16 protein-coding genes, 3 tRNA genes, 1 pseudogene and 1 riboswitch are annotated in these 17,006 nt (G+C 62.2%); of the genes and pseudogenes, 9 read left to right on the top strand and 11 right to left on the bottom strand.

Annotated elements, in window-relative coordinates; all coding sequences use genetic code 11:
- The first annotated feature begins 2 nt into the window (after window positions 1-2).
- Window positions 3-155 (top strand): hypothetical protein, encoded by a 153-nt coding sequence (locus ACZ5G6_RS01965; RefSeq protein WP_498689034.1) that lies wholly within the window; start codon window positions 3-5, stop codon window positions 153-155.
- A 57-nt stretch (window positions 156-212) separates the two neighbouring features.
- Here the strand turns inward: ACZ5G6_RS01965 and ACZ5G6_RS01960 are convergent.
- Window positions 213-784 (bottom strand): annotated as a pseudogene (locus tag ACZ5G6_RS01960) (recombinase family protein).
- A gap of 600 nt (window positions 785-1,384) precedes the next feature.
- Between ACZ5G6_RS01960 and ACZ5G6_RS01955 the strand changes: the two are divergent.
- Window positions 1,385-1,540 (top strand): hypothetical protein, encoded by a 156-nt coding sequence (locus tag ACZ5G6_RS01955; RefSeq protein ID WP_223935525.1) that lies wholly within the window; start codon window positions 1,385-1,387, stop codon window positions 1,538-1,540.
- Window positions 1,541-2,473: 933 nt separating this feature from the next.
- Here the strand turns inward: ACZ5G6_RS01955 and ACZ5G6_RS01950 are convergent.
- The 5 genes from ACZ5G6_RS01950 to ACZ5G6_RS01930 all read right to left on the bottom strand — a co-directional run bounded on the left by ACZ5G6_RS01950 (window position 2,474) and on the right by ACZ5G6_RS01930 (window position 3,829).
- Window positions 2,474-2,549: transfer RNA gene (locus ACZ5G6_RS01950), tRNA-Phe, on the bottom strand.
- A 48-nt stretch (window positions 2,550-2,597) separates the two neighbouring features.
- Window positions 2,598-2,671: transfer RNA gene (locus ACZ5G6_RS01945), tRNA-Asp, on the bottom strand.
- An 85-nt stretch (window positions 2,672-2,756) separates the two neighbouring features.
- A tRNA-Glu gene (locus tag ACZ5G6_RS01940) sits at window positions 2,757-2,829 on the bottom strand.
- Between the two features lie 143 nt (window positions 2,830-2,972).
- Window positions 2,973-3,194: a helix-turn-helix domain-containing protein gene (locus ACZ5G6_RS01935; RefSeq protein WP_223935524.1), complete on the bottom strand. Its 222-nt coding sequence runs from the start codon at window positions 3,192-3,194 to the stop codon at window positions 2,973-2,975.
- Window positions 3,194-3,829 (bottom strand): hypothetical protein, encoded by a 636-nt coding sequence (locus ACZ5G6_RS01930; RefSeq protein ID WP_223935523.1) that lies wholly within the window; start codon window positions 3,827-3,829, stop codon window positions 3,194-3,196. The genes ACZ5G6_RS01935 and ACZ5G6_RS01930 overlap by 1 nt, the downstream gene beginning before the upstream one ends.
- A 150-nt stretch (window positions 3,830-3,979) precedes the next feature.
- Here ACZ5G6_RS01930 and ACZ5G6_RS01925 point away from each other — a divergent pair, with 150 nt between their 5' ends.
- Window positions 3,980-4,963: a DMT family transporter gene (locus ACZ5G6_RS01925; RefSeq protein ID WP_498689030.1), complete on the top strand. Its 984-nt coding sequence runs from the start codon at window positions 3,980-3,982 to the stop codon at window positions 4,961-4,963.
- 1 nt (window position 4,964) lies between these two features.
- On the opposite strand, the gene ACZ5G6_RS01920 is transcribed toward ACZ5G6_RS01925, so the two are convergent.
- Window positions 4,965-5,888 (bottom strand): carbohydrate kinase family protein, encoded by a 924-nt coding sequence (locus tag ACZ5G6_RS01920; RefSeq protein ID WP_223935521.1) that lies wholly within the window; start codon window positions 5,886-5,888, stop codon window positions 4,965-4,967.
- 157 nt (window positions 5,889-6,045) lie between these two features.
- On the opposite strand from ACZ5G6_RS01920, the gene ACZ5G6_RS01915 reads away from it, so the two are divergent.
- Entirely contained in the window at window positions 6,046-6,573 is a 528-nt protein-coding gene (locus ACZ5G6_RS01915; protein ID WP_498689028.1) for a metallopeptidase family protein, read from the top strand.
- 10 nt (window positions 6,574-6,583) lie between these two features.
- Entirely contained in the window at window positions 6,584-7,504 is a 921-nt protein-coding gene (locus tag ACZ5G6_RS01910) for a cation diffusion facilitator family transporter (RefSeq protein ID WP_498689027.1), read from the top strand.
- On the opposite strand, the gene ACZ5G6_RS01905 is transcribed toward ACZ5G6_RS01910, so the two are convergent.
- Window positions 7,501-10,272: a PEP/pyruvate-binding domain-containing protein gene (locus ACZ5G6_RS01905; RefSeq protein WP_498689025.1), complete on the bottom strand. Its 2,772-nt coding sequence runs from the start codon at window positions 10,270-10,272 to the stop codon at window positions 7,501-7,503. The two genes, ACZ5G6_RS01910 and ACZ5G6_RS01905, sit on opposite strands and share 4 nt — an antisense overlap.
- Window positions 10,273-10,292: 20 nt before the next feature.
- Window positions 10,293-11,330, bottom strand: a complete 1,038-nt coding sequence (locus ACZ5G6_RS01900) for a universal stress protein (RefSeq protein WP_223935517.1) — start codon at window positions 11,328-11,330, stop codon at window positions 10,293-10,295.
- A gap of 126 nt (window positions 11,331-11,456) precedes the next feature.
- Between ACZ5G6_RS01900 and ACZ5G6_RS01895 the strand changes: the two genes are divergently transcribed.
- A complete protein-coding gene (locus ACZ5G6_RS01895; RefSeq protein ID WP_498689024.1) occupies window positions 11,457-11,624 on the top strand; it encodes a hypothetical protein in 168 nt (55 codons plus the stop codon).
- Between the two features lie 133 nt (window positions 11,625-11,757).
- Window positions 11,758-12,450 carry an NAD(P)/FAD-dependent oxidoreductase gene (locus ACZ5G6_RS01890; protein WP_223935516.1) on the top strand — a complete coding sequence of 231 codons (693 nt, stop codon included), beginning with the start codon at window positions 11,758-11,760 and terminating at the stop codon, window positions 12,448-12,450.
- A 166-nt stretch (window positions 12,451-12,616) separates the two neighbouring features.
- Here ACZ5G6_RS01890 and ACZ5G6_RS01885 read toward each other — a convergent pair whose 3' ends face one another.
- Both ACZ5G6_RS01885 and ACZ5G6_RS01880 read right to left on the bottom strand, forming a co-directional pair.
- Complete coding sequence (locus tag ACZ5G6_RS01885) at window positions 12,617-13,381, bottom strand: NlpC/P60 family protein (protein ID WP_223935515.1); 765 nt, start codon at window positions 13,379-13,381, stop codon at window positions 12,617-12,619.
- Between the two features lie 3 nt (window positions 13,382-13,384).
- A riboswitch (cyclic di-AMP (ydaO/yuaA leader) is annotated at window positions 13,385-13,553 on the bottom strand.
- Window positions 13,554-13,727: 174 nt separating this feature from the next.
- Window positions 13,728-14,351, bottom strand: coding sequence for a copper resistance CopC family protein (locus ACZ5G6_RS01880; RefSeq protein ID WP_223935514.1), 624 nt, complete (start codon window positions 14,349-14,351; stop codon window positions 13,728-13,730).
- 113 nt (window positions 14,352-14,464) lie between these two features.
- On the opposite strand from ACZ5G6_RS01880, the gene ACZ5G6_RS01875 reads away from it, so the two are divergent.
- Window positions 14,465-15,907 (top strand): NCS2 family permease, encoded by a 1,443-nt coding sequence (locus tag ACZ5G6_RS01875; RefSeq protein WP_223935513.1) that lies wholly within the window; start codon window positions 14,465-14,467, stop codon window positions 15,905-15,907.
- A gap of 83 nt (window positions 15,908-15,990) precedes the next feature.
- Entirely contained in the window at window positions 15,991-16,950 is a 960-nt protein-coding gene (hutG, locus tag ACZ5G6_RS01870; protein ID WP_223935512.1) for a formimidoylglutamase, read from the top strand.
- Window positions 16,951-17,006: the final 56 nt, after the last annotated feature.

Genomic DNA, 17,006 nt, shown 5'->3' with positions numbered 1-17,006 from the left:
AAATGACGATGCATGGAGTTTTGCGGCACGCTGACTTCTGCAAGGCAGACATTCCGGGCCTCATGCAGGAAGCCAGGCTCTGGCTTGCCTCGGTCGTTCCGCTTCGAGAAGACGCGGATCCAGCGGTGATCGCTGAATTGAACCGCAGGGATTGATGTCCAGCTCGGTGGACTTTGGCCTGCACTCATACCCATTAGCCTGGCAGGTCAGCCTTAAGTCCCTTTGCGCCCGTTGATGCCGGTAGAGGGTCGCCCGACTCCACCCAACCAGCTGGGCGGCCTGTTCTGCTGTATGCCCCTTGGCCCGTTCCTGCTCCGCAATCTCGAGTTTGCCCGCAACCACTGACGGCTCCACAACAGGCGGCCGAACCTGGTCCCCCTCCCTCTAGCGGCGGCGATACCGGCGTTCACACGTTCGGTGATCAGCTCGCGTTCATAGTCCGCCAAAGTAGCCAGCATATTCAGCATGAGCCGGCCCGTGCTGGTGGCCGGGTCAATCCCATCTGAAAGGGAACGCATCGCCACTCCCCTGTCCTGCAGCAGGTTCACAGTATTGAGCACATCGATCAAGGACCTGCCCAGACGGTCAACCCGCCACACTCCTAAGGTGTCCCCGTCTCGGCATAGTCGAGAAGCCTCTTCATCCCCGGCCGCTCTACGGCAGTCCTGCTCCCCGAGGTCACATCCGCGAATACATCCCGCTTCTGCACACCAACAGACAAGGGCGCGTCGAGCTGCAGCTGCGCATCCTGGACGGCCGTACTGACTCGCGTGTACCCGAGCATCCTCATCCCGCCATTCTGCCTCATTAACTCCCATACCTCGGACGATGGAGACACTTTGCGGTGAGACGACTTATCGAGACAAGCCGGTGTGGAGAAAAGTCCCGGGATTCCATGCTCCGCGTTCCGCTGCTAGGCGCTTGGGGATGCGGACCACAGGTGTCTCATAAACCTTTAGGTTTTCGAGCGTTACGCGCTGCATCGCGGCGCATCCCGAGTTTCGTCGTGCTCATATCGAATGGAGCCAGACCTGAGACACGAACGTCTGACGAAGCCCGTGCCCTCCAGTCCTGATGGCGGCACCACTACTAGCTAGGGCCTGGGGGTTCGGGACGCAGGCTGACTCCGCCGCCACGGCTCTACTCATGCCGCGGTGGGAGCCGTTCCGCATTTTTTGCTCGAGGTCTGCCCAGGTGGGCACCTAGAATGCTCTGCACGGGTTTGTCCTGTAAATTGAAGATAGTTGGAGAAGTATGCCAACCCAGCCGGTCTTTTCAGCCGGCTTTTTTCATGCCCTCGTGCGCCCCAAATTCCGCAACGACCCGTTGTGGTCAACGTGCGGATCTGTTTGTGGACACACCACCTGAAGGGGAGGTCGCGCCCATGGAGGTTCTTGCAGATTCTGCTGGACACCTGTTCGCACCTGCGCTGCTTGTCGCGATTGGGCACTTCGTGCTCAAACTTCTTCCCATGGTCTCCGACCGCGTGAACGAACGCACTGTCCGGTTGGCCAAGGCGAAGAACAAGCAAAGCAAATAGCGAAACGCGCCTTACTGAAGGGTAGGGAGAAGTCTGCCCAAAATCAGGAAAAACGGCCCTACATTCATGGGATACCGCTCGAATCCCCTGGTAGACCTGCTGGGCTTCATAGCCACGGAATGCCCTGCGTCGACCACGGATTGCATTGACCTATAGGTCCTCGCCTGAGCGCCCGGGTTGAGGGTTCGTCGAGTTACAGGTCCTCCAACGTGGGGTGTGCCGCAGCCGAAGCAGCTTGCTGCCCGTAGTGCGACGGCTCCGCGCACGAAGACCCCTCCTCCCTGCTAGTCGGGGGAGCGTTGAAACATATTTAATATTCCTGAACCCGTACGGTACCTTAGGCGCTATCACCGGCGGGCCGTGATCGTGAAGCCTGCGAGGCGCTGACAAAGGACCCAACGAAGAATAATCATCGTAGAGTGCTACAGAGCCTCCAGATCGGAAACTACGAACACGGGCAGCCGTGTTCCGAGTGGACGCAGCTGATTAGTTGGTACGATGCACGCTCTGACTACGCTCACGGAGGCCTGATCAGGATTCCACCGATAGACGGTATCCGAAATATTGCCGAGCTGGAGTCTACGATCCGGGCTCGCGTGCTGAACATCTACCTGGTACCAATCCTCACCTGGTTGAGTGAACATCCCGTCCAACCAGTGACTGACCTTGACGATGAACTGAATGCTATGACGGGGTGGAGGGACCTTGGCACTGAATGACACGGCCTGCCGAAGAATGCACTTTGTGCTCAATACATGTTTGCGTGGCAACAGATCCGAGCGCGGGCGACCTCGAGGCTCTACCAAGGGAATACCAGGGCTGCGGTTCCGATTTTTCCCGATTGGATCCGATCCAGGCTGGCTTCTGTACGCAGTCGGAGTAAAGAAAAACCCCGCCAATCCCCAGTGTTACTGGGAACTGCGGGGTTTTCGCTGGTGGCTCCGACCGGCGTCGATCCGGTGACCTTTCGATTTTCAGTCGAACGCTCTACCAACTGAGCTACAGAGCCTAGGTGACAAGTCACCTTGAGAACCGAAATTACTTCCGGCGCCCAGAGCGACCCTGACGGGACTTGAACCCGCGACCTCCGCCGTGACAGGGCGGCGCGCTAACCAACTGCGCTACAGGGCCTTGCGTTTGCAGTATCTCTACCGCGTTTTTTTCAAGGCTTCTAGCTTACCAGACTTTTTTCATCCGATTTACCACTTGCCTTGCGTACCCCCAACGGGATTCGAACCCGTGCCGCCGCCGTGAAAGGGCGGTGTCCTAGGCCGCTAGACGATGGGGGCCTGAACTCAATTCGGATTATGCGAGGAAAAACAACACTTTATGCGTTCTTTTCGGTTCTCACCCGTCCGAACTGGACTCTAAAACTTTAGAGCATAGATGGCGATATTCCCAAATCGAGGTCTGCACGCCCCTGAAATAGTGTCTACGGGACATGCTCAAGGAGGTCGCCGACCTGGCAATCGAGCGCCTCGCAGATGGCTGTGAGCGTAGAGAACCGGATCGCCTTTGCCCGGTCATTCTTGAGAACGGACAGATTGACGAGGCTCACCCCCACGCGACGACTCAGTTCCGTCAGGGTCATACCGCGGAGCTCCAGCAACTCGTCCAGCTTGCAGTGAATGGCGATCGTTTCTTCGGCCGGCATCAGACAAGGCCTTCAGTGTCACGCTGCAGGCTCCGGCCGAACTGGAACACGCCCGCCAGCAACACGAGTGCGGCGCCAGCCACCAAGGATGTGGGGTTGAACTCCGCGATGTACACCAAGGTTTCATCGGCGCTCCCCGGCATGGCTCCGAGCTGTTCTGCCAGCCGGTACTTGGCGGTGGAATCGAGGATCTGGGCGGCGCTCCCGGAGATGGCCAGGAGCGCACCGGCAAGTCCAACGACCGCAGCGGTGTGCGGGGCGAAGAGAACCTTGCTCGTGAGCCGATATGCCAGCAGGACCAGAAGGGAAACAACGCAGAGGACCGCGACCAGGTTCATGGTCGCCGACCACCCCAGCATGGAAGCCTCATATTCCGGGAGGGCAGGAACGGTCACCTGCATTTGTGAGTAGCGTCCCACGGCACCCAGGCGGAGTGTTTCCGGCTCCGGGATGGACGGGTCCAGGGGCAGCCGCAGGACCACCTCTCCGGCGCCATTGCTGATGATCGCCGATACAGTCGAAACGGATGTGGCAATACCCACCGCCACCGAGACAACAATGAGCACTGCCGAATCCACTCTCGAAAGCACCCGCACGCGCGCCAGCGACTCTGCGATGTTTCCTCGTAAACCCATAATTCCCCCACCAGTTATCGAAATTCGTTAACATCGATCATCGATAAGGTAACGCGGTGAACTGCACGTCGTCAAACATTGGCAGTTTCTTGCCGTGACGCGTCCGAAAACCGCCAGCCCGACTAGCCTCCCCGGCACTAGATTGGCTCTATGACAACCACCACCCCGGCCGAACCCGGCCAGCCGTCCCCGGGCATGCAACCGCGCAACACCCCCGCGCCCGCAGCTCCCATCAGCAAACTTGGCATCGCCGCCGTCGTCGTCACCGTGGTCCTGTGGGCCTCTGCGTTCGTTGGCATCCGGGCTGTTGGCCCGAGCTTCTCCCCCGGCTCCTTGACGCTCGGACGGTTGGCGGTTGCCGCCGTCGTTCTTGGAATCGTGGTGCTGCCCACCTTGAAAGTCTGGCCGCGCGGCAAGGAATGGTTGCCCATCGTGGCGTACGGCGTGATGTGGTTCGGCGGCTATAACGTGGCTTTGAACGCCGCGGAACACATGCTCGACGCCGGCACCAGCGCCATGCTGATCAATGTCTCGCCGATCCTCATCGCTGTCCTCGCCGGAGTGATCCTCAAGGAAGGCTTCCCGCGTTGGTTGCTGATCGGCAGTGCCGTCGCGTTCGGTGGCGTCGCGATGATCGCCCTCGGCTCGGGACAGCGTTCGACGGCGGATGTCGCCGGGGTGTTGTTGTGCTTGCTTGCCGCCGTGCTCGCCTCTGTGAGCGCGATCCTCCAGAAGCCGGTCCTTCGGAAGTTTACGGCCGGGCAAGCCACGTGGTTCGGCATCATGGTGGGCGCTGTTTGCTGCCTCCCGTGGACAGGGCAATTGATCGCGGAAGTCCAGTCAGCGCCGCTGCCGGCCACACTCGGCTTGGTCTATCTGGGCATCTTCCCTACGGCCATCGCCTTCACAACATGGGCGTATGCGCTGTCCTTGATCTCGGCCGGGAATCTGGCCGCCACGACGTACCTGGTCCCCGGCACCACCATCCTCATCTCCTGGGCCGTGCTTCAGGAAGTCCCAACCATCTGGGGACTGATCGGTGGCGTGGTGTGCTTGATCGGCGTGGCGCTGACCCGGCGCACGCCAAGGGTTGCCCGGCGCACGCCAAGGGTTGTCCGGCGCACTGCAAAGTGAGCTAGCGGGCCATACTCGCAAGGAGCTCACGGTGCGTGGGCGGATTGGCGCCTGGGCGGCCCACGGTAATGGATGCCGCCATGGATGCCGTGGTGCCGATCCGTTCCAGGACCGTGGGCGCTAGACCGTCGCTGCCACGCAGGAGCAGTCCCATAATGAGCGCCGACATGTATGAATCCCCGGCGCCGATGGTATCGGCCACGTCCGAGGGGATGGCGGGTACGGTGAGTTGGATGTGCCGGGTTGCCATGAGCGAACCGCTGGAGCCCTGGGTCACTACGGCGAGTCCAGTGCCAAGGGCCAGGAGGTGACCCGCAGTTTCCTCGAGCTCCTTGCCCGGGTACAGCCAGCGGGCGTCGTGCGCGCTCATTTTTACGACGTCCGTCAATGGCACCAACTCTTCGAACAGTGAAAGCGCCTCATGGTGGCTGCCGAGGAGGGCAGCGCGGATGTTGGGATCGTAGGTAATCATGCAGCCGCCCTGCGCTTGCTCCAACAGGCTCCGGACAACGCTGGCCCCAGGTTCAAGGAACGTGGCGATCGAACCTGTGTGCAGGATTTTTGGGGCATATGGCAGCGCGAGCGGAGCAAGTGCCCAATCAATCTCGAACGTGTACTCAGCCGAACCGTCGGCAGCGATCCGGGCGGTCGCCGTCGCCGTCTTGCCCAGCGACTTTGATCCGGGCAGCAGTACTACGCCGGCGCCTTGAAGGTGTGCGGCAATGGCGTCGCCCCGTTGGTCCCGTCCGATGGCGGTGAGCAGGCCCGCCTTCACATCCAGTCGGCCGAGTCCGTAGGCAACGTTGGCCGGTGAGCCTCCGGGATATTCGATCTCCCCATCGGGCGACTCCACGATGTCGATGAGCGCCTCACCCACCACGACGACGTCGAGGGGCTCGGGAGCGGAGGTAGGAGTGGCGGTCATGCGGTTCCTGTTCGTTCGTTGGTGAGATGCGGGGCTGGCCTACGGAATGCCGTTCGACGAGGTCGCATTCGAACAGTTCAGCATGACCAGGGGACGGTGCACCAGCGAGTATCAGCCACAGGGCGTCAATGTACCTTGTTGGGACTAGAGTCGGATCATGTCCGCGAATCTCCCTCCCGGCCTGCCCATCGTTCCCGACGGCGATCTCCCGTCCTCGCCGCTTCCGGAGCGGAACGCGGTGCACAGTCCGATCGAGCACGCTTCCAGCGGCGGTGCCGGGTTGCCCGGAATTGACGCGGATTTTCCTGCCGGTGCTCCGTTCGAAATGTCGGCGGAGGACTTCGAAGAAGCTGTGAGCGACGCTTTGCAGCTGATCCCGCCCAAAGCCGCCAGCGCCATGGACAACGTGGCGATCTTCATCGAGGACGACTACACCCCGCGGGCCGGCGAAGATCCGGACACCGTATTGCTTGGCTTGTACGAGGGCGTCCCGTTGACCGAACGCGACTCATGGTGGGAAGCGGGTTCGTTGCCGGACCGGATCACCATTTTCCGCCAACCCATCCTGGACATCTGCTCTACCCGCGAGGAAGTCATCGACGAAGTGGCCATCACGGTGATCCACGAGATCGCACACCACTTCGGAATAGACGACGACCGCCTGCATGAGCTCGGCTGGGGCTAGCCTTGTAAGCATGGGGCACGATCACAACCACTCCCACGGAGTAACGGCAACCGGCAAGCATCGGAAGCGGCTCATTGCCGTCCTGGCCATCACTTTGGGTGTGGTGGGCATCCAGGTGGTTGGTGCGCTGGTCTCTGGCTCGCTGGCTCTGCTGGCCGATGCCGGCCACATGTTGTCCGACGCCGCAGGTGTGTTCATCGCCTTGATGGCTGCCTGGATCGCTACGCGCCCGGCAAGTGATCAACGGACTTACGGGTATCAGCGGGCCGAAGTCCTGGCAGCGTTGGCCAACGCCCTGGTTCTCATCGTCATCGCCGTGGTGATTATGATCGAGGCCATCCGCCGGTTCGGGGAGTCCCCCGAAATCCATACGGACGTGATGCTGTGGGCGGCGATCCTGGGCGCAGTAGCCAACCTCGTCTCCCTGATGATCCTGCAAGGAGCGCAAAAGGAGAGCCTCAACGTCCGCGGGGCCTACCTCGAAGTCCTGGGGGACCTTCTTGGCTCGATCGCTGTCATTGCAGCGGCCATCGTCATCATGACCACGGGCTTCACCGCAGCCGACCCCATTGCCTCCGTCCTGATCGCCCTCATGATCATCCCCCGCGCCTGGCATCTGCTCCGCGATGTTGTGGACGTACTTCTGGAAGCCACGCCCAAGGGTGTGGACGTGAACATGATCCGCGAGCACATCCTTGCAGTGGACGGCGTGGTGGAGGCCCACGACATCCACATCTGGACAATCACGTCCGGGGTCCCCGTGTTCTCCGCCCACGTTGTGGTGGAAGACGAGGTCCTTAATGCCAGCGGGGCGGACAGCATCCTGGATCAGCTGGGATCCTGCCTGGGCCGCCATTTCGACACCGAGCACTGCACCTTCCAGCTGGAACCCGTCAGCCACTCCGAGCATGAGTCACACCAGCACGCCTAACGGGGTGCGTCACTTGGTGTTGTAATTACCGTTCCTGCTGCTCCATCCACAGTGATGATCTGGCCTGAGCTGATCCGCAGGGTTGCGTCGGGCACGCCCACCACGGCCGGTATGCCATATTCGCGGGCCACTACAGCGCCATGGGAGTTGGGACCGCCCATTTCCATGACCAGGCCGCCCGCGGTGAGGAACAACGGTGTCCAGCCGGGGTCGGTGGAGGGCGCTACCAGGATTTCGCCCGGCTCCAGATGGGCACCGACGGGGTCCATGATGACCCGCGCAGGGGCTGTGATGACGCCCGCCGACGCCGGACTGCCGGAGAGGGCTCCGGGAGAAGCTGGGGTTCCGCCAGCCGAAGCAGTGGCTTCAGGTTCTGTCCCGTCTGAGAGCAATACCCGCGGAATATGCCTGCGCCTCAGTTCCTGCGCGTAGTCTGCGCGGCGATCTGCCACGAGCTGGTGGAGCTTGTTGCCAGCCAAGGCAGTCTCTACTTCGTTGAGGTCCAGGAAGAAGATATCCTCGGCGCGTTCAATCCGCCCTGCCTCTGCCAGTTCTGCTCCGACCAGCGACAGCTGTTCCCTTGCCGAAGCCAAGCCGAGGACGAGGTTGTATTTGGGCAGCTCCCTCATCCCGGCAAACCTGCGCGTACGGTCCAACGCCGTGCGGACCAGCTTGGCGTGGAGCGGACTCTTTGCCCTTGCCCGTGCAATGAGTCTCGCTACCTGTTCGTCTGCCTCCTGTGCGGCTCTCTCGAACTGCTGGTCTGGTGCGTCCGCGCTGTGCTCGAGACGAAGATAGTTGACCACGACGCCGAGAATGTGTGTGGGGTCATCCGACCATCGGGGCATTCCAAGGTCGATCTCTGCCACAGCCCTGTGCCCATAGGTGCGCAGGAAAGCCTCCAGCCCGGATTGCGCAACTGCTGGTAAGGCTCTGTCCTTGTATTGCTGAACGAGTTCCTCGAGTGTGGGGTAGCTCAGGAAGGCCAAGGCCTCCGGGTCATCCCTGATGTCCTTGGCAAGCTGCCACAGGGCAAGGTCCATCTCGGTGGTGACGTTGTTGGGCAACCCACGAATGACTGTTTGGAGTTGGTCCCAGGAGGCTTGCTCGCCCAACACTTTCCGGACGAGTCCAAGCATCGCAAAGCCCAGAACAGGAAGGGGCAGGACTTGGGGAACCGTTGCGAATACTTCCTCCCCCAGGATTCTCTGCACGTGTGCAATTCGCTGATGGGCGGTGATGCCCTCCGGCACCCGGAGGGCATCGTGGAGTTCTGCCTCAAGCTGCTTTTGGCGCTTCATTGCAGCATCGGGACGGAAAAGGGCCCGGATCACCGTCTCCGGAACGCGGTACTTCGCCGCAACAGGGGCAACGTGCCTGATGAGTTTTATCGGAGTCTTGATGGTCACGGAAAACCGCGGGTCATCGAAAAGGCCACGAATCACCGCCGCCGAACGGGCCTCCATGATGTCAAAAATCCGTGGCACGATTGCCCGGCCCACCCTGCTGCGCAACACGGACGTGAAGTCGAAGAAGATCCTCTGCCCGACCTCATGGTAGGGCGAGGGCCCGGACCTTGGATCGGGGACGTCGAACGCAGCCCTGCGGGCAACACTGGAGGCTAACAGTCGGATACCCGCCAACCCCATGGGCGTCAGTGGCCTGGTGAGGCCCTGGGCGAGACTGAAGTTCAGGAAAGCGTGCTCGCCGGGAGTCGCCGGGAGGCGGGAATTCAGCGGATAGAGGGTGGTGATGGGTCTTGCCTGCGTGAGCCACAGCTTCCCGGACGAATCGATGGCCCATTCGGTATCCTGTGGCGCTCCAAAGTGGGCTTCCACCCGCCTTCCCAAGGCGGCCAGCGCCCGGATCTGGTCATCGTTGAGACACGGGAGAACCCCGTGGTTCCCTGCCTCCCCGGCACGGCCGGGCCCCCCAATACGTTCGGTGCCCCCACCTGCAAGCGAACGGATCTCCACCTGCCGGTCACCCAGCGTCCGCTTCAGGATGGAGTTGCTCTGCGTATCAACCACGTATTGATCGGGATTAACGGCACCTGACACCACGGCCTCGCCCAGGCCAGGGCTGGCATCGATTACAGCTTCACGGCGCCGTCCGGTGACAGGGTTGGCCGTGAACATCACTCCGGCTGTGGCAGAATCCACCATTTCCTGGACAACCACGGCCAGCGTCACCGTTGCGTGGTCAATCCCGTTGGTTGTCCGGTAGCTCACCGCGCGGTCCGTCCAGAGCGATGCCCAACACCGGCTTACAGCGTCAAGGACTGCCTCTTCTCCCACCACGTTCAGGAAGGTGTCCTGCTGCCCGGCAAAACTGGCGAAGGGCAGGTCTTCGGCAGTGGCGGAGGACCGCACAGCGACGGGGGCGGCGTCTCCCAACTTTTGATACGCCGCCCGGACCGACTCGGCGACGTCGGTGGGTACTCCGGCGTCGAGCACCAACGACCTCGCCCGGGCCGCGAGCCTATTGAGTTCGTCCAGGTCAGATGCCGCGGCGTCCTGCAGAAGTGCAACGACGTCCTCCATCCCAATCGCTGAGAGGGCGTAGCGGTAGGCGGACGTTGTGAGACAAAAACCTGGCGGCACCGGCAGGCGGGCGGCACTCAACTCGCCGAGATTGGCAGCCTTGCCGCCTACCTCGGGGAGCATGTCCGCCCGGATGTCGGCAATATCCCGAATGAACACCGGGGCGTTTACATCCGGGCCCGCACTGTTTTCCTGCCGGTGTTTCCCAGGCTGCTGGTTATCCATGGGCGGTGCGCGCCAGCGCTCTAAGCCGCGCCGAGCATGGGTCCGAATTTGGGACGGTCCGCGAGTCGCGGATCCTCGCGGTCCGGAACAACGAGGACCGGCCCCTTGGCGTGATGGAGAACGCCATCGGAGGTGGAACCAAGGAGCATGCCCGCGAAACCACCGCGGCCCCGCGTACCGAGGACAACCAGCTCCACCCCGCGGCTGGCCTCAACCAGGACGTCAACGGGTGAGCCGTCCCTCAGCTCGGTTTCCAGAGGCAGCTGGGGAAAATGGCTGCGAAGCCAGGCGGCACCTGCATCCAACTGCACTTTGATGTCCGCAAACAAGGCATCGCGGTCCAAGGGTGCCGGCACCCAGGCCAAGGAGCCGCTGTACTGCGGGACTGCGCATATGACGCGGAGCTTGGCCCCCATCCGCTGGGCTTGTTCGGCTGCCTCGAGGACGGCGACGCGGGCTTGCTCGGAACCGTCCACGCCCACTGCTACGACGTTTTCCACCGTGCGCGGCCCGGCCTTGGCGTGCTCAGCCTTGATGTGCTTGTCCGCGGTGTTCTCACCCAAACGGTCGGCGCAGTAGAGCGGGACCGTCACGGTAGGGCATTTAGCGTGGGCAGGCAAGGCGCTGCTGACCGAACCCAGGAGACGCCCGACGAAGCCGCCGCGGCCACGGCTGCCAAAGACCAGGAGCGCGGCGTTCGCGGAGAGATCCAGGAGGACACCCGCGGCATCGCCGTTCTCCACAGACGCATCGACATCGATGTTGTAACCCGAGACCTTATCCATGGCCTGCTTGACGATGGCTTCCGCGCCCTCGCGGATCACAGAATCGTCTACGGTGGCGTATCCGCCGTCGAGGCCGGATGCTGCGAAGATGGGCACCGAATACGCCGTGACTATATGCAGGGGAAGCTGGCGGCGTTCCGCCTCACGAGCAGCCCAAACCAGGGCGCATTGACCATGCTCGGAACCGTCCACTCCGACGACGATTCCACCAGGCGCCACTGCTTGGTCCTCGCCGTCCCGTGGTTCTTCAATGTGTCTGCCGTGCTGGTCCATTGGGCCCGCCTCTCCACCTACTGCTTGATGTTCCGGCCATTCTGCCAGAGGTTCTCCGTACCGGTGTTCCCTTGCTGGTGTGCAACCAATAGCCGGGGCCGAAGAAACCCGCGGGTTCTCCTTCCAATGCCCACTATTCTCGGTTGGCATTACCGAATCAAGGCGACTTTGGGCTATGTGCATAACGGTCCGGGCTCGGTTTTCGACACCTTCATCGACCTCTGGATTGCGCTGCCGATGAACATCCAAAACACGCAGTCGCCGAGGCTATCCATGGCAGAAAAAGTTCGGTAGTGTTCGAGTCACCGAATGGCCGGCAAAAGTGTCCCAGGACACAATCCGGCCATTTATTTGCGGCCGCTTGGGGAACTCGGACGCGATCCCACGCGCTGCTGAAAGGCACACACGTCAAGGAGGAACCCAAGCAGTGTCACTCACTCCTGATTCCGTCACGGAACGGACTACCACCGTGGTGATCGGCACCGGCCTCTCCGGGTTGGCTGTTGCCAGCGAGCTCAGCCGCTATGGCGTGGGTTCCATCGTGCTGGACGGCTTTGGTGCTTTATCGGCCACCGGACCATCAGTCCATACGGGAATGCTCCAACGCTGCGACGCTGCCGACCCCGCAGCAATGCAGGAACGCAACGAGATCCTGCGCCACTTGCGCAACTACGCCGCCAGCCACCATCTGGATGTCCGCAACACCACACGCGCTGTTCGCCTGGACTTCCTCGGTGGAGACTCCACGCTGCAACTTGGATATGGACTCGCAGCGAGCCTGAACACGGCCAGCCTCAAGGCCGGGCTAAGTGTTTACGGGCCGCTTGAATCCACCCCACGGCAATGGGCCGTGCATACGGCCAGTGGAGTCCTCCTGGCCGACCACATTGTGGTGACGCGCTGCGCCCAGAGTCAACTGCGCCGCATGCTGGCCGATCTCGGCATCGCCATTGGCCAGAACCTCGTGGCAGCCATGCGTGCCGTCGGCATGCACTTGGTGGGCGTTGGCGAACTCATCACCCCCACGCCCAAGGAAGTACTCCGGCAAGCCAAAGCCGTGGGGCAAGCGATCTCATCCAAGGTGGCTCTCCCAGCTGGGCCGGGCATCGCCCTGGCGTAGAAACCACCGAAGGCCAGTTCAGTCCTTGCCTTAAACGAACAAAAATTAACTCAAAAGAGCGGTACGTAAAGGGTCGATTGCTAAAGGGCCGGTTACGAAAAAAGGCCGATGCCTTCGAAGACTTTGGTCCTCGAAGGCATCGGCCTTTTGAGCTGGAGCGTGAAGCTTAGGCGCCAGCGCGTACGTACGTGATGGGGCCTGTTGCGGTAAGCCAGCTGATCGGGTGGATGCCCGTCTGGTTACCGTTGATGCCACCGCTGATGGCCTGGCCGTTGCCGATGTAGATAGCTACGTGGCCGGACTGGACGATCATGTCACCGGGCTGGGGGTCGCTGACAACCTTGCCGTAGTTCATGAACTGCATGGGTGCGAGGTCGCCAACCGGAATGCCTGCGGAGCCGAGGGCCCTTTCGACCATCGCGGTGCAGTCCTGGAAGATGCCGATCTGGGCGTAAGCCGAGGCGACCATGGCAGCGTTAATGCCACCAACAGCCGGAGCTGCAGCAGCAGGGGCAGCCGCGACGGGAGCGGCAGCAGTGGTTGCCGCCGCCTGAACGGTAGCGGTCGCAGGAGCCTTGGCCGCCGGGGCCGGAGCAACGGGCGCCGGCTTTTCAATAACGGGAGCCGCTACGGAAGCAACCGCAGGGCGCTCGAAGTTGACCTTGGCCGTGGATGCGGCCGTAACAACCTTGGTGGGACCCTCGGTGACGGTCTCGGCGACCGTAGCAGGGCTGGAGTCGCGCTGAACAGGGGTTTCTGCTGCGTGGGCAGCAATGGAACCCGTAAGGACGAGGCCCGAAGCTGCTGCGATGACAGCGGCCTGGCGACCTGCGCCCGAGGCGTTGCTGGCAACGGCCTTGGAGATTGAGATGAACGGATTAGGACGTACGCTGTCCGCCTTACGACGGCCGCGAAGAATGCGTGAAGACATGAAAGAGCCTCTCCCGATGCCTGCGAGGTTAGCTGTCGGATTCGGATGGGAGTCACCCGGCCACTATCCCCCGCTGTTCAGCGGAAGCTTCGTGACTTCACCCCAAGGCGCGCTCTGAAAGCGGGCCAAAATGGGTTCCCCGTCTCTGCCGTAGGTTTGTCTGCGAACGGATTCCGGACTGCGGCAGAGCTAGGCAATCAGGCCGGAAGTGCCCGCTACGTGGAACAGGCACAGGTACAACCGTACGGGAAGATCATCTCAAAGTCACATTTACGTAACGAGAAGTTCAGTTTTGGCGTGTCGCGGTGACCATTTCGAGATCTTCGCAAGTATGTAGAAAACCTTGTTATTCCGGGGAATTTTCGCCATCCGGGTCGTTGGGAACCGCGAGTTTCTTCCGGGCTGTAACAGCGAGGAAGATCACCAGGGCAATCGCCACCACGGCGAGGCCAACGATGCTCCAGGGGAAGGGCTGGGAAGCGGCCGGAGCCGGCTCAATGTTTTCGGTACCGGGGGCCGCCGTGCCCGCCGTCGGAACAGCCACCGAAGCCGACTGGGAGGCACCTGCCTGGCCGCTCGCCGTCGTCGTGCTTGTCCCGGATGCCGTAAACGTAAAGGTGCCCTCGATGGGGTGCGAGTCGGAGCTGACCACGCGCCAGACCACCGTGTATTCGCCGGCCGGAGCACCCTGCCGAAGTTTCTGCACGGCCATGTTGTCGATGATTTCCACTGCGCCGTCCGCCCAGTTTTCGCCACCAGAGGTGACAGTCACACCCGAGCCGATGGCCAGCGGCCGGTTGTTGAACGTGATGGATACCGACGCCGGCACTTCAGTCACCCGGGCACCGTTCGCCGGGTTTGTTGATTCGGCGACGTCGTGGGCGGAGGCCGGGGCGGCGGCAAACAGCAACGCTGAAGCGAAAGCCAGCGCGGCGACGACGGCGGCCAGAAGCGGGCGGATGGTACGCATGGGGCGGTTTCTCCTAGTGTTGGCTTCCTTACAGACTAGGCGAATCGTCCCAGCGGCCCACATTGGCGGGCATAGGATTTGAGAGCAAACTCCCCCGATCCCCGGAGACCTTCATGCTTAAACAAGGTTCTGCAATCGACCGTTACTTCAAGATCTCCGAACGCGGTTCCACGTACTCGCGGGAAATACGTGGCGGATTCGCCACCTTCTTTGCCATGAGCTACATCGTTGTGCTGAACCCGCTGATCCTTTCCGGGGCAGACTCCAGCGGAGCTTCGCTCGGCTTCACGGCCGTCGCGGCCACTACGGCCTTTGTGGCCGGTATCCTCACCATCCTCATGGGCGCTTGGGCGAAGCACCCCTTCGCCGTGGCAACTGGCCTTGGCGTGAACGCATTCGTAGCGGTGACAGTTGCCTCCCACCCGGAGCTGACGTGGCCGGACATGATGGGCCTTGTGGTGCTTTCGGGCGTCACCATGCTGATCCTGGTCCTCACCGGATTCCGCACGGCCGTTTTCAAAGCCGTCCCGGAAGCTCTCAAGACGGCAATCGTGGTGGGCATTGGCCTCTTCATCGCCCTGATAGGCCTTGTCAACGCAGGCTTTGTCCGGCGCATCCCGGATGCCGCGGGCACCACTGTCCCGCTCGGCCTGGGTGTGGACGGCAAGCTGATGGGGTGGCCTACGTTGGTTTTCGCTGTCGGCCTGATCCTGACCATCGCGTTGGTAGTGCGAAAGGTCCGCGGCGCGATCCTGATCGGCATCGTGGTCTCCACTGCCCTGGCCGCCATCCTCGAATTCACGCTCCATATTGGCCCAAGCTTCGACGGCAAGAACGTCAACCCTCGCGGCTGGTCCCTCGTGGCTCCCACACTTTCCGAATGGGGCGCTCCGGACCTCTCCTTGATTGGTAAAGCCAACCCCTTCGGCGCCTTTGAGCACCTCGGTTTCGTGGCCGCCGCGCTGCTGGCTTTCGTGATCCTCCTCAGCATCTTCTTCGACGCCATGGGCACCATGGTGGGCCTGGCCAACGAGGCCGGAACCGTGGACGAGCACGGCAACATTCCCAACGTGGACCGCGTCCTCCAGGTTGATGCCCTCGGGGCAATCGTCGGCGGCGGCGCATCCGTTTCGTCCAACCAGATCTTCGTCGAGTCGGGCGCGGGTATTGGCGAAGGTGCCCGCACTGGCCTCGCCTCCATTGTCACGGGCTTGCTCTTCCTGGTGGCGATGTTCTTCACGCCGCTCATCAACCTTGTCCCGTTCGAGGCCGTCGCTCCTGCGCTGGTGGTTGTGGGCTTCATGATGGTGTCCCAGGTGGGGAAGATCGACTGGCAGGACTGGGGCGTCGGCATTCCCGCGTTCCTGACCATCGCCCTCATGCCTTTCACGTACTCCATTGCCAACGGCCTCGGCGCAGGCTTCATCTCCTACGTCCTTATCCGTTCGTTCCAGGGCCGGGCGCGGGAAGTCCACCCGCTCATGTGGGCCGTTGCAGCGGCGTTCCTGCTGTTCTTCGGGATCGGAACTGTGGAGGAGCTGTTGGGCATCAAGTAGCGCTTAGCTGAAGTCCGGGATTCCGGACACGCCCCGTGCTGGATTGCTGGTTTTTGGGTCCGTCGTCAGGTGTGCTTGAAAGTATGGGATCAAGAACCAGCACCAGCCTCACCGTAGATGTCAGCCCGACGCCGTGGACCGGCCGCTTTGACGGCGACGGCGACGAACACCGACGCTGGTGGCAAGCCGTAACACCCCACAATTCCACAGCCGCCGCAGCTGCCTTACGCCCCGCCGTCGTCCTGGGTTTCTGCAGCGACGCTGGCGTGCGGCGCAACAAGGGCCGCGTAGGTGCCGCCGCGGCTCCGGCCGCTATCCGCTCGGCGCTGGCCCCGCTGGCCTTCCACCTTGACCGTGACGTGTTCGACGCCGGTGACGTGGTTGTGGAGGACGACTCACTGGAAGATGGACAACAGCGCGCCGGACGCGCCATTTCTGAACTGCTCGACGCCGGAAACCTCACGGTCGTGCTCGGCGGAGGCCACGAGACCGCGTTTGCCAGCTATTTGGGCCTGGCCGGTTCGGAGACTGTGCGTAGTGGCAAGCGGCTGGGCGTCCTGAACCTGGATGCCCACTTTGACCTGCGTGACGAGCCCACTCCGAGTTCCGGCACGCCGTTTCTCCAGATGGCCCAGGAAGAACGAGCCGCCGGACGCGAACTGCACTACGCCGTCGTCGGTATCTCCGAACCCAACAACACGCGCACGCTTTTCGACACCGCGGACCGTCTCGGCGTGAAATACCTGCTGGACGAGGACTGCTCCGCAGAGCGCGTGGAGACGTTCGTGGCCGACTTCGTGGCTGGAATCGATGTGCTTTACCTGACGATCGACCTGGACGTGCTGCCGGCTTCGGTGGCACCGGGCGTCAGCGCCCCTGCTGCGTACGGGGTGCCACTGCCCGTGATCAATGCCGTTTGCCGCCAAGTAGCCGCGAGCGGGACACTGCGGCACTTGGACGTTGCTGAGCTGAACCCGGGCTTCGACATCGATGGACGAACCGCGAAAGTGGCAGCACGGCTGGTGAACACACTGTTGGCCTAGGGCCTGTTCCCAGGCGCTGTCCTCCGTTTAGCCTGTGTGGAGGTGCGGAGGGACGG

Source organism: Arthrobacter sp. TmtSoilC51, assembly GCF_055388015.1.
This window is presented reverse-complemented; position numbering and strand designations above follow the sequence as displayed.

Bases quoted from the DNA above. Each gene is read 5' to 3' on its own strand.
- ACZ5G6_RS01965 (WP_498689034.1), top strand. From the start codon at position 3: ATGACGATGCATGGAGTTTTGCGGCACGCTGACTTCTGCAAGGCAGAC.
- hutG (WP_223935512.1), top strand. From the start codon at position 15,991: ATGGGATCAAGAACCAGCACCAGCCTCACCGTAGATGTCAGCCCGACG.
- ACZ5G6_RS01915 (WP_498689028.1), top strand. From the start codon at position 6,046: ATGTCCGCGAATCTCCCTCCCGGCCTGCCCATCGTTCCCGACGGCGAT.
- ACZ5G6_RS01920 (WP_223935521.1), bottom strand. From the start codon at position 5,888: ATGACCGCCACTCCTACCTCCGCTCCCGAGCCCCTCGACGTCGTCGTG.
- ACZ5G6_RS01935 (WP_223935524.1), bottom strand. From the start codon at position 3,194: ATGCCGGCCGAAGAAACGATCGCCATTCACTGCAAGCTGGACGAGTTG.
- ACZ5G6_RS01900 (WP_223935517.1), bottom strand. From the start codon at position 11,330: ATGGACCAGCACGGCAGACACATTGAAGAACCACGGGACGGCGAGGAC.
- ACZ5G6_RS01905 (WP_498689025.1), bottom strand. From the start codon at position 10,272: ATGGATAACCAGCAGCCTGGGAAACACCGGCAGGAAAACAGTGCGGGC.
- ACZ5G6_RS01925 (WP_498689030.1), top strand. From the start codon at position 3,980: ATGACAACCACCACCCCGGCCGAACCCGGCCAGCCGTCCCCGGGCATG.
- ACZ5G6_RS01875 (WP_223935513.1), top strand. From the start codon at position 14,465: ATGCTTAAACAAGGTTCTGCAATCGACCGTTACTTCAAGATCTCCGAA.
- ACZ5G6_RS01885 (WP_223935515.1), bottom strand. From the start codon at position 13,381: ATGTCTTCACGCATTCTTCGCGGCCGTCGTAAGGCGGACAGCGTACGT.
- ACZ5G6_RS01910 (WP_498689027.1), top strand. From the start codon at position 6,584: ATGGGGCACGATCACAACCACTCCCACGGAGTAACGGCAACCGGCAAG.
- ACZ5G6_RS01895 (WP_498689024.1), top strand. From the start codon at position 11,457: ATGCCCACTATTCTCGGTTGGCATTACCGAATCAAGGCGACTTTGGGC.
- ACZ5G6_RS01930 (WP_223935523.1), bottom strand. From the start codon at position 3,829: ATGGGTTTACGAGGAAACATCGCAGAGTCGCTGGCGCGCGTGCGGGTG.
- ACZ5G6_RS01880 (WP_223935514.1), bottom strand. From the start codon at position 14,351: ATGCGTACCATCCGCCCGCTTCTGGCCGCCGTCGTCGCCGCGCTGGCT.
- ACZ5G6_RS01955 (WP_223935525.1), top strand. From the start codon at position 1,385: ATGGAGGTTCTTGCAGATTCTGCTGGACACCTGTTCGCACCTGCGCTG.